The organism is Rhodovulum sp. 12E13 (assembly GCF_003340565.1).
Taxonomy (GTDB): Bacteria; Pseudomonadota; Alphaproteobacteria; order Rhodobacterales; family Rhodobacteraceae; genus HLUCCA09.
Genome location: NZ_QPLK01000019.1, coordinates 71761 through 88648, shown reverse-complemented (window position 1 = coordinate 88648; position 16888 = coordinate 71761). Strand labels below are relative to the sequence as shown.

Annotated in this window: 17 protein-coding genes and 2 pseudogenes; 9 read left to right on the top strand and 10 right to left on the bottom strand. The window is 70.0% G+C overall.

Going from position 1 to position 16888, the window contains the following annotated elements; all coding sequences use genetic code 11:
* From DLJ49_RS15730 to DLJ49_RS15710, 5 genes are all read right to left on the bottom strand, one after another.
* On the bottom strand, positions 1-155 hold a 155-nt coding region (locus DLJ49_RS15730; protein WP_147277325.1), incomplete at its 3' end, for an ATP-binding cassette domain-containing protein.
* Entirely contained in the window at positions 152-1264 is a 1113-nt protein-coding gene (locus DLJ49_RS15725) for a glycoside hydrolase 5 family protein (protein ID WP_115394502.1), read from the bottom strand. The genes DLJ49_RS15730 and DLJ49_RS15725, both read right to left, overlap by 4 nt.
* 56 nt (positions 1265-1320) lie before the next feature.
* Positions 1321-2601, bottom strand: coding sequence for an extracellular solute-binding protein (locus tag DLJ49_RS15720; RefSeq protein WP_115394501.1), 1281 nt, complete (start codon positions 2599-2601; stop codon positions 1321-1323).
* Between the two features lie 44 nt (positions 2602-2645).
* Positions 2646-3014, bottom strand: coding sequence for a carbohydrate ABC transporter permease (locus DLJ49_RS15715; RefSeq protein WP_115394511.1), 369 nt, complete (start codon positions 3012-3014; stop codon positions 2646-2648).
* Between the two features lie 384 nt (positions 3015-3398).
* Positions 3399-3581, bottom strand: a complete 183-nt coding sequence (locus DLJ49_RS15710) for a hypothetical protein (protein WP_158547486.1) — start codon at positions 3579-3581, stop codon at positions 3399-3401.
* 243 nt (positions 3582-3824) lie between these two features.
* On the opposite strand from DLJ49_RS15710, the gene DLJ49_RS21470 reads away from it, so the two are divergent.
* From DLJ49_RS21470 to DLJ49_RS22155, 4 genes are all read left to right on the top strand, one after another.
* Positions 3825-4604: a hypothetical protein gene (locus tag DLJ49_RS21470; protein WP_147277324.1), complete on the top strand. Its 780-nt coding sequence runs from the start codon at positions 3825-3827 to the stop codon at positions 4602-4604.
* A 254-nt stretch (positions 4605-4858) separates the two neighbouring features.
* A complete protein-coding gene (locus DLJ49_RS15700) occupies positions 4859-5788 on the top strand; it encodes a sulfurtransferase (RefSeq protein ID WP_115394498.1) in 930 nt (309 codons plus the stop codon).
* A gap of 10 nt (positions 5789-5798) precedes the next feature.
* A complete protein-coding gene (locus tag DLJ49_RS15695) occupies positions 5799-6929 on the top strand; it encodes a YeeE/YedE thiosulfate transporter family protein (protein WP_115394497.1) in 1131 nt (376 codons plus the stop codon).
* The gene (locus DLJ49_RS22155; protein ID WP_199533390.1) at positions 6926-7090 is read left to right on the top strand and encodes a hypothetical protein; all 165 of its coding nucleotides are present in this window, start codon (positions 6926-6928) and stop codon (positions 7088-7090) included. Before DLJ49_RS15695 ends, DLJ49_RS22155 begins: the two co-directional genes overlap by 4 nt.
* Before the next feature lie 280 nt (positions 7091-7370).
* Here DLJ49_RS22155 and DLJ49_RS15690 read toward each other — a convergent pair.
* Positions 7371-7502, bottom strand: a pseudogene (locus DLJ49_RS15690) (ATP-binding cassette domain-containing protein); the annotation flags it as partial.
* A gap of 275 nt (positions 7503-7777) precedes the next feature.
* On the opposite strand from DLJ49_RS15690, the pseudogene DLJ49_RS15685 reads away from it, so the two are divergent.
* A pseudogene (locus tag DLJ49_RS15685) lies at positions 7778-8026 on the top strand (ATP-binding protein); the annotation flags it as partial.
* Positions 8027-8227: 201 nt separating this feature from the next.
* Here the strand turns inward: DLJ49_RS15685 and DLJ49_RS15680 are convergent.
* Positions 8228-9415, bottom strand: coding sequence for an ROK family transcriptional regulator (locus DLJ49_RS15680; protein ID WP_233489075.1), 1188 nt, complete (start codon positions 9413-9415; stop codon positions 8228-8230).
* Between the two features lie 334 nt (positions 9416-9749).
* On the opposite strand from DLJ49_RS15680, the gene DLJ49_RS15675 reads away from it, so the two are divergent.
* The 4 genes from DLJ49_RS15675 to DLJ49_RS15660 all read left to right on the top strand — a co-directional run bounded on the left by DLJ49_RS15675 (position 9750) and on the right by DLJ49_RS15660 (position 13363).
* Positions 9750-10760 (top strand): sugar ABC transporter substrate-binding protein, encoded by a 1011-nt coding sequence (locus tag DLJ49_RS15675; RefSeq protein ID WP_115394495.1) that lies wholly within the window; start codon positions 9750-9752, stop codon positions 10758-10760.
* A gap of 81 nt (positions 10761-10841) precedes the next feature.
* Entirely contained in the window at positions 10842-11897 is a 1056-nt protein-coding gene (locus DLJ49_RS15670; RefSeq protein ID WP_115394494.1) for an ABC transporter permease, read from the top strand.
* Between the two features lie 65 nt (positions 11898-11962).
* The gene (locus DLJ49_RS15665; RefSeq protein WP_115394510.1) at positions 11963-12679 is read left to right on the top strand and encodes an ATP-binding cassette domain-containing protein; all 717 of its coding nucleotides are present in this window, start codon (positions 11963-11965) and stop codon (positions 12677-12679) included.
* 9 nt (positions 12680-12688) lie between these two features.
* A complete protein-coding gene (locus DLJ49_RS15660; protein ID WP_369932592.1) occupies positions 12689-13363 on the top strand; it encodes a nucleoside/nucleotide kinase family protein in 675 nt (224 codons plus the stop codon).
* Positions 13364-13408: 45 nt separating this feature from the next.
* On the opposite strand, the gene DLJ49_RS15655 is transcribed toward DLJ49_RS15660, so the two are convergent.
* From DLJ49_RS15655 to DLJ49_RS15645, 3 genes are all read right to left on the bottom strand, one after another.
* A complete protein-coding gene (locus tag DLJ49_RS15655) occupies positions 13409-14068 on the bottom strand; it encodes a hypothetical protein (protein WP_115394492.1) in 660 nt (219 codons plus the stop codon).
* Between the two features lie 3 nt (positions 14069-14071).
* The gene (locus DLJ49_RS15650) at positions 14072-15472 is read right to left on the bottom strand and encodes a selenium-binding protein SBP56-related protein (RefSeq protein WP_115394491.1); all 1401 of its coding nucleotides are present in this window, start codon (positions 15470-15472) and stop codon (positions 14072-14074) included.
* 144 nt (positions 15473-15616) lie between these two features.
* Positions 15617-16570: a DMT family transporter gene (locus DLJ49_RS15645; RefSeq protein ID WP_233489073.1), complete on the bottom strand. Its 954-nt coding sequence runs from the start codon at positions 16568-16570 to the stop codon at positions 15617-15619.
* Between the last annotated feature and the right edge of the window lie 318 nt (positions 16571-16888).

Here is a 16888-nt window from a genome sequence, read left to right as displayed (position 1 = left end):
AGCCCGGCGATCATGCGCAGCAGAGTGGACTTGCCGCAGCCCGAGGGCCCGACGAAGACGCAGAACTCGCCGTCCTCGACGGCCAGGTCGACCTCGTGGATCACCTGCGCCTCGCCGAAGCGCTTGATCACGTTGTCCAGTGTGACGCCGGTCATGTCCTCATTCCCTCCTGTCCGGGGTCGTGCGCCCGCCGCGTCAGCGACCGGACCGTGTCGATCTCGTGGGGCGCATAGGGGCGCCCGTCCTCGTGCAGCACGTCGTGAAACCAGATCGACCGGTCGGGATGGCCGCCATGCGCCTCCACGAGGGCAGAAGGCCAGGGCAGGTGCGTCTGGCTGCGGCCGCGCACGAGGCCCCACTGGATGCAGCCGACGCCGCGATCGTGGAACATGTGAAGCTGGTCCTCGATGCGGCTGTCGACGGCGCGTGCCATCCATTCGGTGCACAGCATCGGGCGGTCGAGAACCGACAGGTAGTCGATGAAGCGCGCCACACGCGAGGCGCGCCAATAGGCGTGGAACGTCACGATGTCGGAATGGAGCAGCGCGCTGCGGTCGATCGCGGTCTGGTATGGATTCACGTGGTCGACGTCCCTCGGCACAGGCGTCGACCACGCGCCGACGGTCAGCGGCTGCTCTGGGTTTTCCTCGCGCATCCAGCGGAAGGCTGCCTCCATCAGCGCCTGAGCGTGCGGCTCCAGGTCGCCCTCGAAGCGGGAATAGCCGCCGGGGCCGAACTGCATGCGGTTGCCGGGCTCGTTGTAGACATCCCAGAACGGGATCCGGGCGTCGGCGCGAAAGGCACGGACGACGCCGCGCACGTAGTCCTGGAAGTCGGGCCATTGCGTGCGGTCCATCACGGCCTCCCGCCCGGGGCTCGCCACGGCGCGGCTGTTGTGGACGCCCGGCACAGGCTCCGATTGGGGGCCCCAGACGGGCTCGGCCCCGCCGAAGCCGCAATCGTCGAACAGGCAGGGGATGGTGGCGATGCCATGGGCGTCGGCCACGCCGATCAGCCAGTCGAGCCGATCGAGCAGGCCGCCGCGATCGTGCTTCCAGACCAGGAAGTGCGGGTTCACGCGGATGGCGTTGTAGCCGATCTCGGCCGCCCAGCCGAGCTCGCGCTCGATGGTAACGCGATCGAAGGTCTCGGCCCGCCACATCTCGAGGAAGTTCACCGCCGATGAGGGCAGGAAGTTGACCCCGCAGATCCACGGGCGCGCCGCCCACCAGGCGTTCGCGTCGGCTTCGCTCCAGCGTTCCATGGGGCGTCTCCCTGGGGCGGCCCCCGCGCCGGCGGCGCGGCGCGGGAGCGCCTGTGTCAGCGGTCGAGCAGGTCCTGCACCTCGAGCTCCGCATCCGCGAGCGCGTCGCCCACCGGCTTGCCGGTCAGCCAGATCGCCTGAAGCTCGCGGTTGAGCACGTCCTGGATGGCGCCGTAGCGCTCCGAGGGCGGGGTGTCGCGCGCGATCTGCGCGGTGCCGGTGTATTCGTCGCGGTGGGGGAGGTCGTTGTATTCCTCGCTCTCCAGCACCGAGGTGCGCACCGCCATGTGGCCCGTGCGCGCCCAGTCGACGTTGTGCGCGTCGATGAAGGCCAGCACCTCGAGCGCGGCCATGTACTTGTCTTCGTCGGACTTCAGCGGCGAGGGGATGGCCCACATGTGCGTGTCGGCCCAGGTCGCGCCCTCGTCGAACAATGTGGGAAAGTCGGCGACGTAGTAGCGGTCGAGGCCCGTCTCCTCCTTCGCGGCCTCGGCGGTGTAGAAGTCGACCACCCAGGTGCCGTTGACCAGCACTGCCGCCTCGCCGTTCAAGAACGCCTGCTGGCTGTCGGCGTAGTTGAGCTGCGGGTCGGCCAGCCCCGCGTCGAAGAGCTGCGTGATCGCGGTGACGGCGTTGCGCGCTTCGTCGGTGTCTATGGTCGCCGTGCCGTCCTCGGTGAAGATGTTGGCGCCCTGCTGCCACATCAACGCCAGCACGAGCCGCACCCCGATTGGGAACTGCGCGAAATCGGCGGCGAGATAATCGTGGCCGGTCGCGTCCTTCACCTGCTGTGCGTGCGCGAGGAGCTCCTCGGGCGAGGAGGGCAGAACGGGTGCGCCGTCCTGCACCAGCCCCGCCTCTTCCATGATATCCATGTTCACGTGCCAGAGGTTTGCGTGCAGGTCCATCGGCACGCCGTAGATGCCGCCCTCGTAGGTGACGGCGTCACGCGCGCTCTCCGTCCAGTCGGAGGGGTCGATGCCGACCGTCTCGAGGTCGCCCGACAGGTCGGCCAGCGCGCCGATCCCGGCGAATTCCGGCACGCGGTGGCGGTGCATCACGTGCACGTCGGGCGGCGTGCCACCGGCATAGGCCGCCTTGATCTGGTCGTAGTAGTTGCCCCAGTCGGTGGGCAGCGTGTTCACCGTCACGCCCTCGATCTCTGCGTCGGCGGCGTTGATGATCGACTGGATGATGCAGGCCTCGCCGACGCTCGCCTTGGTGTCGGTGCCCGCGTCCTCGCAGGCGCCGAAGAAGCGGCCGAGCGTGATCTCCTGCGCCGTCGCCCCCGTGGTCAGGCCGGCGGCGAGCGCGGCCCCGATCAGGATGTGTTTCATCGGTTTCCCTCCCGTTTGCATGTCGTCTGTCGGTTCGCTCGCGCTCAGCCCTTGCTGCCGCCGGCGGTCATCGCCTGCACGACGTATCGCTGGAAAATCAGGAACAGCAGGACGACGGGCAGCGAGGCGATCACGCCCGAGGCCATCACCCGGCCCAAGCCTTCGGATTGCGCGAAATTCGACTGGATACTCGCCAGACCCAGCGTGATCGTGAAATATTCCCGCTGCTGGGCCGAGACGAGCGGCCAGAGATAGTCGTTCCAGGCGTAGAGGAAGGTCAGGATCGCAAGCGTCATCATCGCCGGCCGCGCGAGCGGCAGCATGACGTACCAGAAGATCCGCAGCCAGCCGACGCCGTCGAGCCGCGCGGCCTCCTCGATGTCCTTCGGGATCGCCTTGAAGAAGGACATCATCAGGAAGACGCCCTCTTTCTCGAACGCTATGACGACTCGTTCGGCATCGCGCTGGACACCTTCCGGCAGGCGCTGGAAGAGGGCCGGGCCCCGCAGCCCACCCAAGCCGACGGCCGCGCCGCCCTCGCCATCGCGCTGGCCTGCGACCGCTCCCGCCGCGAGGGCCGTTCCGTCACGCCGGATTACTGAACGAACCGAGGCGCCGCCCGCGCTCCATCTTCTCGGCTGAAATACTCCGGGAGGGGTCCGGGGGGCTGCCCCTCGGCCCGAGGGCCGCGCCTGGGCCGGGCGCCGCGACGGGGGTGCGCTAGCCGTGAAGGCCGACGGAGGCGCAGGCGAAGCGGGAGGTCTCAGCCCGGGCCTGCGATGCGTTCGATGCCGCGGTCACGCGCGCAGGGCCGCGAGCGCGTCGTCGCGGCGCGCCTTCGCCTTCGACAGGGGCGTTTCGGCGAGGCAGTACTCCTGCAGCGCCGCACGCGTCTGCGGCGTCAGCAGGTCGTCGAGGCACGTGCCGTCAGGGCAGAATCCGTCGAACGTCGCCCGGTAGCGCGTGAAGTAGTCGTCCATGCCGCCTGGGGCGTTCAGGTGAACGGCCTCGAGGGGCCCGAGCAGCGCCCACCGCATGCCGAACCCGTCGCGGATCCCGGACGTAGTCGGTGACGATGGTGATGCCCCCGTTGAACCCGCTCGCCAACGGTCCCGAACGCATGGCGACACGATGGCTCGCCCTCGCGCAACCGCTCGAAGATCCGCTGTGACGTGTGCCGCTGCTTCCTCGGCAGCGCCCGGTCCGCCTCGAGGATCTGGTCGATGATCGGAATGAACGGGTCAAGCTTCGGCCGCGCCGGCGGCTTCGACCGGCGGTATCCAAGGGGGCACCGGGTGCTTCAGGATCTTCGACACCGTCTTCCGGTCGATCCCGAACAGCCGGGCCGCCGCGCGTTCGCTCAGACCATCGACATGGCACGCTCGTCGCACACGCGCATAAAGTTCCACAGAGTACATCTCCCCGCCTTCAGTTCGTTCGCCTCAGGCGCAAGGGTGGCGGAATTTTACTCCGCGGCGGTCAGAGCATCCGACCGCTTCCGTGGCTCATTTTGTCTCCGGGATTTACAGCTTTCCCTGCTCGTGCTGCAGGGCCCGTCCATCGCGCCGTTCGTGTATCTCGCGACGCGCGCGGGGCTTTGCCTGGCCTTCGCCGCGGGCGAGTGGATGCCGCATGGCGGCGTGCGCCGCACGCTGGCCGATCTGGGTCTTCGGCGAGCCTGCATGCTGCTTGACGCTCTCGAACCGCTGGGTCGTCGTGGCAGGCTGGACCTGCTCCAGCAGCGCGCGCCCGGCTGTCTGCGCCCGCTCACCTCGCGCTACCGCTACCTTTTCATCGCCCTGCTCGTGAATCTTTCTCGCAATGCGCTGATCGGCGGCGGAATCGCCCTCTCCGCCGGCTTCAGCCGCGTGTTTCAGCCGGTCGCGATGGTGGCGACGTTCGCCGTTGCCGTCTCGCCCGCGCCCCTTGCCCTATGGGCTTTCGGGCTTTCGGGCTTTCTCCAGCGCTCTCCTGGCTCTGAGACCGGGACGGACCCGCGCTGAGGCACCAGCGAAGCGACCGGCAGGCGCACCCTTGATCCCGATGCGAATAAGGAGGATCGCCCGCGTCTCGCACGCCCGGGAGGATGCGCGACGAGCGACGCCCCCGCCGCATGGACAGGCATTCTCGCGCAGGCGGCCCGGCGCAGACGGGCCTTCGCCGAGCCGAGGTCGCGGCAGGCTCACGGCGCCTTGTCGCGACACGGCCGCTCGCGAATGCTAAGGGAAATGCAACGTCACCTCAGGAGGACGAGACGATGAAGGTTCTCTCTCTTGCAACGGCGCTCAGCTTCGGCCTCGCAGTCGCGGCAGCCGCCCAGCAGGGGTTCGGCCCGCTGCTCACCCCTGTCGAGCTGGACCGCAGGCTGTCGGACACCGCGCCGCTCGTGCTCGACATTCGCGGCGACGCCTACGAAGCCGGGCACATCCCCGGCGCGGTGCACGCGCCCTATTCTCTCTTTCGCGGCCCTTCCGAAAACCCGGGGCGGCTCGTTCCCGAGGACGACCTGGAAGCAACCCTTCGGTCGCTGGGCGTGACGCGGGAGCGGCCGGTCGTCGTGGTGCACGAGGGCGCCAGCGACTCCGACTTCGGGGCCGCCGCGCGTGTCTACTGGACGCTGAAATCCTCGGGCGTCAGCCAGCTCGCCATCCTGAACGGCGGCGCGAAAGCGTGGCGTCTCGCCGGCCTGCCGATGAGCACGCAGGTGGCCGAGGTCGTTCCGTCCGAGTTCGAGCTGACGTTTTCCGACGACTGGCTCGCGACGACCGAAGACGTGGCAGCCATCGTCGGAGGCGAAGCAGACGCCCTGCTGCTCGACGCCAGACCGCAGGCATTCTGGGAAGGCAACCGCTCTCATGCCGCGGCGGCCCGCCCCGGCACCCTGCCTCAATCGAGATATTTCGAGCATGCCGGGTGGTTCTCCGATGGGCCTGCCATCGTGAACGCGGACAGCGCGCGACGACTGGCCGAAGCCGAGGGTCTCGTCGGCGCGGAAACGCTGGTCTCGTTCTGCAATACCGGCCACTGGGCCGCGACGAACTGGTTCGCGCTGTCCGAACTCGCCGGGATCGACGGCGTCAGGCTCTACCCCGAGTCCATGGTGGGTTACTCCAATGCCGGCCATGAGATGGCCAACACGCCGGGGCTGTTTCGCAACCTGATGAACCAGGTGCGCGGGATCTTCTGAGGGGCACGCCATGGCAGAGACGACCTTCGATGGCGGAGCGCAAGCCGCCCCGCACCTGCGCCGAGCTGCACTCGCCGGGGCTGCGCTGCTCGCCGTGTTCGCCGTCGCGCTGTTCGCCGGGGCGCGCTACGGAGTGCTGCTTGCGATCGGCCTGGGCTTCGGGATTGCGCTCGAGGGGCTGCGGTTCGGCTTCGCGGGGCCGTGGCGCGCTCTGCTGCTGCGGCGCGAGCCGGCCGGCGTTCTGGCTCAACTGCTGGCGATCGCGCTGGTGGCGGCGGTGGCGATCCCGCTGGTCTCTTCCGGGGGCGGCGAGATCGTGGGCGCACATGCTCCGGTCGGATGGGCGATGGTCGGTGGGGCGTTCGTCTTCGGCGCGGCGATGCAGGTCGTGCTGGGCTGCGGGTCTGGCACGCTGGTCAATGCCGGCTCGGGCAACCCCGTGGGCCTTCTCGCCCTGCCGTTCTTCGCCGTTGGCAGCTTCCTCGGCGCGACACACCTGCTCTGGTGGACGGAGCTGGGAACCCTGCCGGTCGTCGCGCTCGGAGGCACCACCGGGCTGCTCGCGACGCTGGCGGCCCTGGGCGTCGTGGCGGCGGTGCTTCTGGCGCTCGCGCCCCCCGAAGCGCGACGCATCCCCCGCCGCCTGGTGATCGCGGCGGTCGCCGTCGCTCTGCTCGCCCTCGCCAACCTCGTCGTGTCCGGTCAGCCCTGGGGCGTGGTCTACGGTCTCGGGCTCTGGGCGGCAAAGGGCGCCGCGGCACTCGGTGCCGACCTGTCGGGCTCGGCCTTCTGGTCGGCCCCTGCCAATGCCGCGCGGGTCGAGGCGAGCCTCTTCACCGATGTGACCTCGCTGACCAATATCGGCATCATCGCGGGCGCGCTCGTGGTGGCGACATGGCGTGCGGGCGGCCTGTCGGAGCGGCTGCCACGCCTACCCGTCCGTGCGTGGATCGCCGTGATGGTGGCCGGGCTCGCCATGGGCTATTCTTCGCGCCTCGCGTTCGGCTGCAACGTCGGCGCCTTCTTCTCGGGCATTTCCACCGGCAGCCTGCACGGCTGGGCCTGGTTTGCCGCGGCGCTCGCCGGCTCGGCCCTGGGCCTGCGGCTGCGCCCGCTCGTCGGCCTCGAGGCACGGCGATGACGAGGCGTGTCACGGCCGCCCTCGCCGCGGCGTTCCTGCTCGCGCTCGCCGTCTTCGACACGGCGACGGCCGAGCTCGACCCCTATCGCGCTCCGCCGGCGCTGGCGCTCGGGTCTGGCCTGGCATCCGGCGGCGCGCATTGCTCGGCGCTGCCCCGGTAGGCGCGTTCGTCGTGTTGGCTCGCGGAGCCGAGGCGGAAACGGAGCTGCCGCCTGCCTCCCGCCCGGGGCGCACGGCTCCGGGCGACTGGGGGTCGAAGCCGGAAGATGGCGGCTGCGGCCGGCCCGACGGTGGACGCCATGACCTTCCCGGTCCCGCTCGTCGCAGGTGCAAGGCGACTGCATGCAGACCGGGCGCACGAGGCGTCGGTGCATTCGTCGCCACGGACGGTCCGGCCCGGTATCCCGGACCTCCCGGCTGGGGGGCGGCCGTTCCGCGCCCTACCTCAGCCACCCACCGGTCGGCCGCGTCGACGCGCGTGACTTCGCGCGCCCCGATCCTGATGCGGCCCTCGGTGGTCTCCCCGAGCCCGGCGATCATGCGCAGCAGAGTGGACTTGCCGCAGCCCGAGGGGCACGACCTACCTGCTCTGCCGCGGCGCGACTGTCGTGTTCCGCCACCGGGTGGCGGGGTCCCTCGAAAGAATCTGCAGAAAGTCGTTTTGGGCGCTTTCGCTGCGAACGCACCTCCTCGAGGAGCGACGGCGGCGCGCCGCGATCGCGGCGCGCTTCACCGACGACCTCATCGGACCGGTCGAGGCGGTCGGAGCGGACATGCTCGAGGAACGACAACTGGACGGGGTGATCGACGCGCTCATCCGCATGGAGATCGAGCTGGCGGAGGCCCTGGACCTGCTGATCCTCGACGACTGGGGCCTCGCCCCACTCACATCCGTCGAACGCCGCGAGATCCTCGAGGACCGACACGGCCGCAAGGCCACCATCGTCACCAGCCAGCTCCCGGTCGAAGCCGGGCACGAGGTCATCGGCGACCCGACCCCCGCCGCCGCCATCCTCGACCGCTCCTTCCATACCGCTCACGGGCTCGAACTCGCGGGGGACAGCATGCGAAAGCGCCTCCTCCGAAATTCAGACCCTGACCCGGAACGCGTGCCCGCGATCGCGTGGAACAGGTGCCCATCTTCCCTCGAAGGCGCACCGTGTCGAGGGGCGGTGATGCATCAGTCCATAGGGGGGCGACGGCATCGCCCGCCCCGGTGCCGCGCCTCTCGACGCTTGCGCCGGCGGCCGCCGCTTGCCGGCGCCCGGCGTGACGGGCCTGGCCGGCGGAGCGGGCGGCTACCACGGCGTGTTCTGGTCGATCATGCAGTCGGTCGAGATCCGGTAGGCGGCCGCGCCCAGCACGCGCGCCGCATCGCCGAGGTGCCCGGGGCCGAGGTCGGGCCGTCCGACGCCCTGGAGATCGAGCAGGTCGAGCTCTGCCCCGACCGCCCGCACCAGCCGGTCGCGCACGTCTCCGGGCAGGGCGCCGTCGATCACCACCGCCTCGAAGTCGATCACCGAAAGCGTGGAGACCACCGCGTGGGCGAGGCTCCGTGCGGCGCGCGCGATCCAGTCCGACAGGACCGGCTCGAGCGCGCTCCAGTCCTCGCCCTGCGGCAGGGCGGGGTCGCGGCCATCGGCGGCGACGAGGCGCTCCAGCACGGCCAGCGAGGCGTGATCGACCAGCCGCGTGCCGCCGGGCTCGTCGGGGATACGCAGGGGGCCGAAGCCGCCGGAATTGCCGCTGCGGCCCGGATAGACGCTGCCGTTGAGCATGATGCCGCCGCCGATGAAGGTGCCCACGAAAAAGTAGATGACGTCGTGCCAGCGCGACACCGGACCGAAGACGAGCTCGGCCCTGCAGGCCGCGGTGCCGTCGTTCTCGACCGCGACGGGGCCCGGCAGCAGGGGGCTCAGCTCGGCCTCGACGTCGAAGCCGCGCCACGCTTCCATCTCCGCCCTCGGAGCGCCGAACTCGCCGGTCCAGTGCCAGAGCTCCGAGGGCATCGCGATTCCGGTGCCGTCGATCTGCGCCGCCTTCAGCTTCGCCGAGCGCAGCAGCGGACGCAGGTTGGCATGCAGGAAGCCGCGCGCCGTCGCGGGCGTCGGGTAGGCGTGGCTCGCGGTGCGCCGCGCCACCATGCGGCCCGCGAAATCGACCACCGCGAGGTCGAAGCTGCGCCGGCCAATCTTGAAGCCGAGGTAGTGCCGCGCCGCGGGGTTGAGCCGGATCGGCACCGAGGGCTGGCCCACCCGGCCCCGGATCGGATCGTCGCGCAGAAGAAGGCCGTCGGCCTCGAGCGCCCGGAAGATCATCGAGACGGCATTGGGCGACAGGCCGGTTGCGCGGGTCGCTTCGGCCTTGGTCAACGCGCCGTACGTGCGGATCAGGTGAAGGACGAGCCGCTCGTTGTAGCCGCGCACCTTGGTCTGGTTCGACCCCTTGATCGGCGTCGATCGCAGCAGGTCGTCCCGGTCGCGCATGTCCATCCCGCCTGCGTTTCCACCCCGCCCGCGCCAGCGCGCAGCATCGCCGTTCGAGTGGCGACGCCAGCGGGCCCGCGGCAGAAGGGTAGGGGGGCGCAGACGGTCGCACAAGCGGGGCTTGAGCGAGAAATTAATTCATCCGAAAGTTTTTATTGACTCGTTTCGTCCGGCCTGCCTACCGTTCCAGCAGCGCGATGCGTCGGGGAGGAGGCGTCGGGGCGGCAAGGCGGGGCGCAGGCAGCGCCTCTGCCCATGGGCTAATCGTCTCGATAAATACTTCCCTATGAATTAAGGAGGCCCGGTCCGGGGCGACCTACCGAGGGAGGAGACCATGAAACTCTTGAAAGCGGGACTGATCGGTCTGGCGGCCACCGCGGCCGGGGCCGGCGCGGCAACGGCACAGAGCGTGTGCCTGATCACCAAGGACGCGACCAACCCGTTCTTCGTCAAGATGGCCGAGGGCGCCTTCGCCAAGGCCGCCGAGCTGGGGGTGGAGCTGCGCTCCTTCGCCGGCAAGTTCGACGGCGACCACGAGACCCAGGTCGCCGCCATCGAGACCTGCATGGCCGCCGATGTCGACGGCATCCTGCTGGTGGCCTCCGACACCAAGGCGATCACCTCGGTCGTAGAGCAGGCCCGCGAGGCCGGCACGCTCGTGATCGCGCTCGACACGCCGCTCGACCCGATCGACGCGGCCGACATGACCTTCGCCACCGACAATTTCGAGGCCGGCCGCCTTATCGGCGAATGGGCCGCCAAGACGATGGGCGACACCTCGGACGCGAAGATCGGCCTGCTCAACATCAATGTCAGCCAGCCTACCGTCGGCGTGCTGCGCAACCAGGGCTTCCTGACCGGCTTCGGCGTCGACATCGGCGACCCGAACCGCTGGGGCGACGAGGACGATCCGCGCATCTCGGGGCAGGAACTGTCGAGCGGCAACGCCGAGGGCGGCCGAGAGGGGATGGAGAACCTGCTGGCGATCGACCCCGACATCAACGTGGTCTACACCATCAACGAGCCCGCCGCGGCCGGCGCCTACGAGGCGCTGCGCTCGTTCGGCAAGGAAGACGACGTGCTGATCGTCTCGGTCGACGGCGGCTGCCCCGGCGTCGAGGACGTGGCCGCCGGCGTGATCGGCGCGACCGCCCAGCAATACCCGCTGCGGATGGCAGCGCTCGGCGTCGAGGCCGTGGCCACCTACGCCGAGAACGGGGAGGTGCCCGAGGCGACCGAAGGCAAGGACTTCTTCGACACCGGCGTGGGCCTCGTGACCGACGCGCCGGTCGAGGGGATGGACCAGCTCACGGTCGAAGAGGGCCTCGAGCTCTGCTGGGGCTGACCCGCCTCGCCCCCGACACCGTCCGGGGCGCGCGCCGGCCGCGCGCCCCGGGCCGCCCGCAGCGCGAGGGAGGAGCGCGAGATGCAGGACGCGAGCCGCGAGGCTGACGGCGCCCGGCCCGGCGAGGGGGTGGCCTCGTTCGAGACCACCGAGAGCATCGGGCGCCGCATCGCCCATGTCTTCTACGCCGCGCCGGCGCTTGTGCCACTGTTCGTCCTGCTGGTCGCCATCGCGATCTTCGGCATCCTTCTGGGCGACCGCTTCTTCTCGCCCTTCGCGCTGACGCTGATCCTGCAGCAGGTGGCGATCATCGGCATCGTCGCCTCGGCGCAGTCGCTGGTGATCCTGACCGCTGGCATCGACCTGTCGGTGGGCGCGGTGATGATCCTGTCGTCGGTCGTTATGGGCAAGTTCACCATGGATCTCGGCCTGCCCCCCGCGCTCGGCGTGTTCTGCGGGCTGCTCTGCGGGCTGCTCTGCGGCACGATCAGCGGCTGGCTCGTGGCCGACTGGAAGCTGCCGCCCTTCATCGTCACGCTGGGGATGTGGCAGATCGTGCTCGCCGCCAATTTCCTCTATTCCGGCTCCGAGGTCATCCGCAGCCAGGACATCGCCGAGCAGGCGCCGCTGCTGCAGTTCTTCGGGCGCACGATCGAGATCGGCGGGGCCGTGTTCACCTACGGGGTGATCCTGCTCCTCGTTCTGGTGGCCCTTCTCGCCTACGTGCTCAGCCAGACCGCCTGGGGCCGCCACGTCTACGCCGTGGGCGACGACAAGGAGGCGGCCGAGCTCTCGGGCGTCAACGTGCGCCGCACCCTGATCTCGGTCTACGCGCTTGGCGGGCTGATCTGCGCTTTCGCCGGATGGGCGCTGATCGGGCGCATCGGCTCGGTCTCGCCGCAGGCGGGGCAGCTCGCCAACATCGAGTCGATCACCGCGGTGGTGATCGGGGGCATCTCGCTCTTCGGCGGGCGCGGCTCGGTCGCGGGCACGCTGTTCGGGGCGCTCATCGTCGGCGTGTTCACCCTCGGCCTGCGCCTGCTGGGGGCCGACGTGCAGTGGACCTACCTCCTGATCGGTGTGCTCATCATCGCCGCGGTCGCCGTCGACCAGCGCATCCGGAGGGCCAGCCAGTGACCGACGACCCCGAGCCGATCCTCACCGCCCGGGGCCTGACCAAGCGGTTCGGCCGGGTCGTCGCGATGGATCGCTGCGACTTCGACCTCTATCCGGGCGAGATCCAGGCCGTGATCGGCGACAACGGCGCCGGCAAGTCGACCATGATCAAGGCGTTCTCGGGCGCGCTGCAGCCCGACGCGGGCGAGATCCGGCTGGAGGGGCGGCCCGTCCGCTTCGCCTCGCCCATCGAGGCGCGCGAGGCCGGGATCGAGACGGTCTACCAGACGCTCGCCCTGTCGCCCGCCCTGTCGATCGCCGACAACATGTTCATGGGCCGCGAGATCCGCAAGCAGGGGGTGATGGGCCGCTGGTTCCGCCAGCTCGACAAGCGGGAGATGAGCCGCATCGCCCGCGACAAGCTGTCGGAGCTCGGCCTGATGACCATCCAGAACATCAACCAGACGGTCGAGACGCTGTCGGGCGGCCAGCGGCAGGGCGTGGCCGTGGCCCGCGCCGCCGCCTTCGGCTCTCGCGTCGTGATCCTCGACGAACCCACCGCCGCGCTCGGCGTCAAGGAGAGCCAGCGCGTGCTCGACCTGATCCGCACGGTGAGGGACCGGGGCGTGCCGATCATCCTCATCAGCCACAACATGCCCCATGTCTTCGAGGTGGCCGATCGCATCCATGTCCATCGCCTCGGCCGCAGGCTCTGCGTGGTCAGGCCGGGCGAGGTCACCATGAACGACGCGGTCGCGTTGATGACGGGCGCGAGAACGCCGGGCGATCTCGCCGCCGCCTGAGAAATGGGCGTGTCCGAGCTGCACATCCGGGCTGTCCTCGATGCCATCGAGCGTGCGCCTGGGCGCGGGCAGCGCCTGCTCGTGGGCATTGCCGGCCCGCCGGGATCGGGCAAGTCGACGCTGGCCGCTGCCGTGGTCGAGCGTCTGAACGCCGGCCCCCCGCCGGCCGCCACCGCGGCGCTGGTGCCGATGGACGGTTTCCACCTCGACAATGCCGAGCTCGACGCGCGCGGCCTGCGTGCGGTCAAGGGCGCACCGGAAACCTTCGACGCGGTGGGCTTCGTCGCCCTCGTGCGGCACCTCCGAGAGCCGGGCCGCGACCTCCGCTACCCGCTCTTCGACCGGGCCGCAGACCGCACGCTGCCCGATGCGGGGCGGCTTCACGCCGGAACCGAGGTGGTGGTCGTCGAGGGCAACTACCTTCTGCTGGCCGATGGCGACTGGGCCGACCTCGCGCCGCTTTTCGACGTCACGGTGATGATCGCGCCGCCGATGGACGTGCTCGAGGCGCGGCTGGTCGCGCGGTGGCTCGGCCACGGCCTGCCGCCGGATGAGGCCCGGCGCCGCGCGCGGGGGAACGACCTCGTCAACGCGCGCCGCGTGCTCGATGGCAGCCGGAACGCCGATCTCGTTCTCTCCGACGGCGCGGTGGTCGGGCGAGGCGACGACCGGGCGGGCGCCTGATCGGCCCCGTCGAGCCGCGCGCGCAGCCAGCCGGAGACGTCTCCGTCAGTGCACGGCCCAGAGCGAGAGCCCGCCGACGAGCACGAGGCTGAGCGCCCAGACGATGTCGAGGTTGAACCAGCTCCGCGACAGGAACTTCAGCCCGAGCCAGCCATAGACGCCGGCGGCGAGAAGGCCGCCGGAGAGCGTCATCGCCAGCGTGTGGAGCACGGCAACCGCGGTGGCGATGGTCGCGTCGCCGCGCATGAGCGTATCGGCGGCGGCGTGGCCCGCATCGGTCTCGACGGTGCGGCAGATGCCGAGATAGATCGGCACCAGCATCAGCCCCGCCCCGTGCGCCATCGCGGCGAGGAACGACCAGAGCGCCAGCCGCGAGGGGGGCACGCGGGCGAGAAAGCGGGGATGGCGCCGGTTGACCAGCAGATACAGGCCGAGCGCGATCACCAGCAGCGAGGCGCCGACCTGGATCTCGTGCTGCCACTCGGCCAGCACCATGAGAGCCGAGAACGGAAACAGGATCGCGGCCATTGCGATAAGGTGCCCGACGGCCAGCGCGGCGAGCGCCTTGAGCAGGCGGCCCCGGCCCTTCTCCATCAGCGCCGCCGACACCGCGAGCGGCCAGCCCATGCCGGGGTTGACCCCGTGATAGACACCCGAGAGGGCGACGGCCCACCACAGGGCCGCCGCCGTGCTCACGCCCTCCACCCGTCAGACGGACGGGTAGCAGAAGCTGTCGGTCGAGCAGTCGCCCCCCTCGAGGCGGATCTGGTGCGCGCGATAGCCCTCGGGAAACTCGAGGTAGAAGTCCTCGGCCAGCGTCAGCCCGCCGGTATCGCCGACATGCGCCATCACCATCTGCCCGCCCTCGTCGCCCGGGTAGAACTGGTCGTCCCAGGTGGAATAGAGCGAGTTGGTCCAGTAGACGCGCTTGCCGTCGCGGCTGATCTCGACCATCTGCGGCCCGTAGGCGAAGGGGCGGCCGGAGGGATGCGGCGTCTTTTTCACGATGCCGCCGATCTCCACCTTGCCGACGAGCTTCGGCGCCATCGGGTCGGTCACGTCGTACTGGTGCATCTCGCCCGTGCCCCAGCAGGAGACGTAGAGGAACCGGTCGTCGAGGCTGAGGTCGATGTCGGTCACCAGCGGTGGCACCGCCTCGAAGCCCTTGAGCAACTCCGGCAGGTCGTCGGCCGCGGCGGGCTGGGGGTCGATCGTGACGGTCTTCTTCGCCTCGAACGTGCCGTCGGGCTTGCGCCACCAGGTGAAGATCGCGCCCTGCAGGTTCGTGGTGTCCACCACCACGCCGCAGAAGCCATAATCCTTGGCCGGGTCGTGGGCGGGGCGGATCTCCAGCGCCATCTGGTGGTTCGCGCCGAGGTCGATCGTCTGGACGTTGCGCCGCTCGCGCAGGTTCCAGAAATGGATCGAGTGGCCGTACTTGTTCGAGAGCAGATCCTCCGCCACGATCCCGTTCTCGAATTGCGGCGGCAGGCCCCATTCGGAGCTGACCATGTAGTCGCGCGGCAGGTTCCACCAGAAGTCGTAGTGCTTGTCCTGCTTGCCCCGGTCCATCTCGTAGCGGCCAAGGATCTCGAATGTCTCGCAATCCATGATGAAGATGCCTGGCGGGCCGTCGGTGCCGTCGGGGCCGCCGCCGCCGAGGGTGGACACGTAGATGCCCTCGGGGCCGCAATGGATGGTGTGGGGGCGGGAATAGCCCGTCTTGGCGAAGACCTCCTCGGGCTCGATGATCTTGTGGATCTTCGCCTCCAGCGGTTCCTTCACGTCGATCACGTAGATCCGCGACGAGCGGATGCCGGGGATGATCAGGTAGCGCCGCTCCAGAAAGGCGTGGCCGGTCAGCGGCGACAGCGCCGAGGAGCACGCGTTCCAGCCGAAATGGTGGAACTCGTCGCCGGTGTTCGGCATGATCACCTGGTGGACGATCTCGCCGTAGGTCTTCGACTTCGGGTCGACGTCGACGATGGCCAGCCCGTCGGGCTGCGCGCCGTCGGGGCTGAGCATCAAGGTGAAGGCCAGCGTCTCGGCCGGCGCCTCCATGGCGAGTTTCGGGGTTGCGTGGAACGTGGGATCGGGCCGCAGGTTCATGGATGTCCTCCCTAGGTGAAGGCGCTGTTCTGTCCGCGCGCCTTGCTCCGAGCGTGGCATGTGACGCTGCGTCGGGCAAACGATTTGCGTCATCGGCCAGTGCAATCGCGCGGCCCGCCGCCCGGGGTCGGCGCACGTCGCCGGTCAGCGGGGCGCGCGACGCCGCCGGGGCAGATCCGCCGCGCGGGCGCGCTCGCGATGGAAGACGTAGCCACCCGAGCCGAGGATGACGGCGATCCCGAGCCAGGTCAGGCCGTCGGGGAAATCACCGAACACGACGTAGCCGGCGGCGGTGGCGCCCAGGATCTCGAGATACTGGAACGGAGCCAGCACGCCCGCCTCGGCGCGGCGGAAGGCCTCCGCGATGAGCACGAAGCTCGCGGCCGCGAAGGCCCCCGCGGCAAGAACCGCGCCCCACGTCCAGACCGGGCGGGACAGGGGCGCCACCTCGAGCACCCCCGCCCAGCCCAGCAGACCCACGAGGACGACCATGCCGGCGGCGGCGTAGACCGTCGCGCCGCATTGAACGGTCAGCCCGGACCGCTCGCGGCAGGCGTGCCGGAGCACGATCATGTTGAGCGCGTAGGCCAGCGCCGCGACGAGCGGCAGCAGCGTGGCCGGGCCGTAATCGGAGAAGCCCGGCCGGATCACGATCATCGCCCCCATCAGGCCGACCCCCACCGCCGCCAGACGGCGCGGACCGACCCGCTCGCCCAGCAGCGGACCCGCGAGAAGGGTCAGGATCAGCGGCTCGACGAAAAAGATCGCGATGGCCGTGGCGATCGGCATCACGGAGAAGGCCGATATCAGGCAGAGCAGCGTGGCCATGATCAGCGCGCCCGACAATGCCACGATCGGCGAGAACATGGCGCCGCGCAGGCGCCCGCGCAGCACGATCGCCACCGGCACGAGGCAGAGCGCCTGGGCCAGAAACCGCCACATCGTCACCTCGACGGGCGCGATGACGCCCGTGAGCAGCTTGGCGAAGGTGTCTCCGACGGGCAGCATCAGCATCGCCAGCGCCATCAGGATCATGCCCGACTGCACGCCGAGCCCGGCGGCAGGGTCGGAAGATGCCGCAACCTGGCTCTGTTTCATCGGGGCACCTCGCAGCGACTGGCCCGGGCCGACGGCGCGGGCGACGTCCGGGCGTGCAGGACGGGAACGGATCGGGATGGCGGACCGAGGCGCGACGCCATCGCGCTGAACCCGGCCTCGCCTCGATACGAGAGCCGGCCACCCCGGTCAATATCGCCAGACCAGGCGCCGCCTGTCGCGGATTCTTCGCAGCGACCTCGAGCAGCCCCGGCGCCGGCCGCCTATCCCTCTGCCGAGCGTCAGGACGGCCCCGGACATCTCCCTCTCCCCCGCCGGACCGGCCGACGAGAGTGGTCATCCGGGCGTCGCCACGCATCG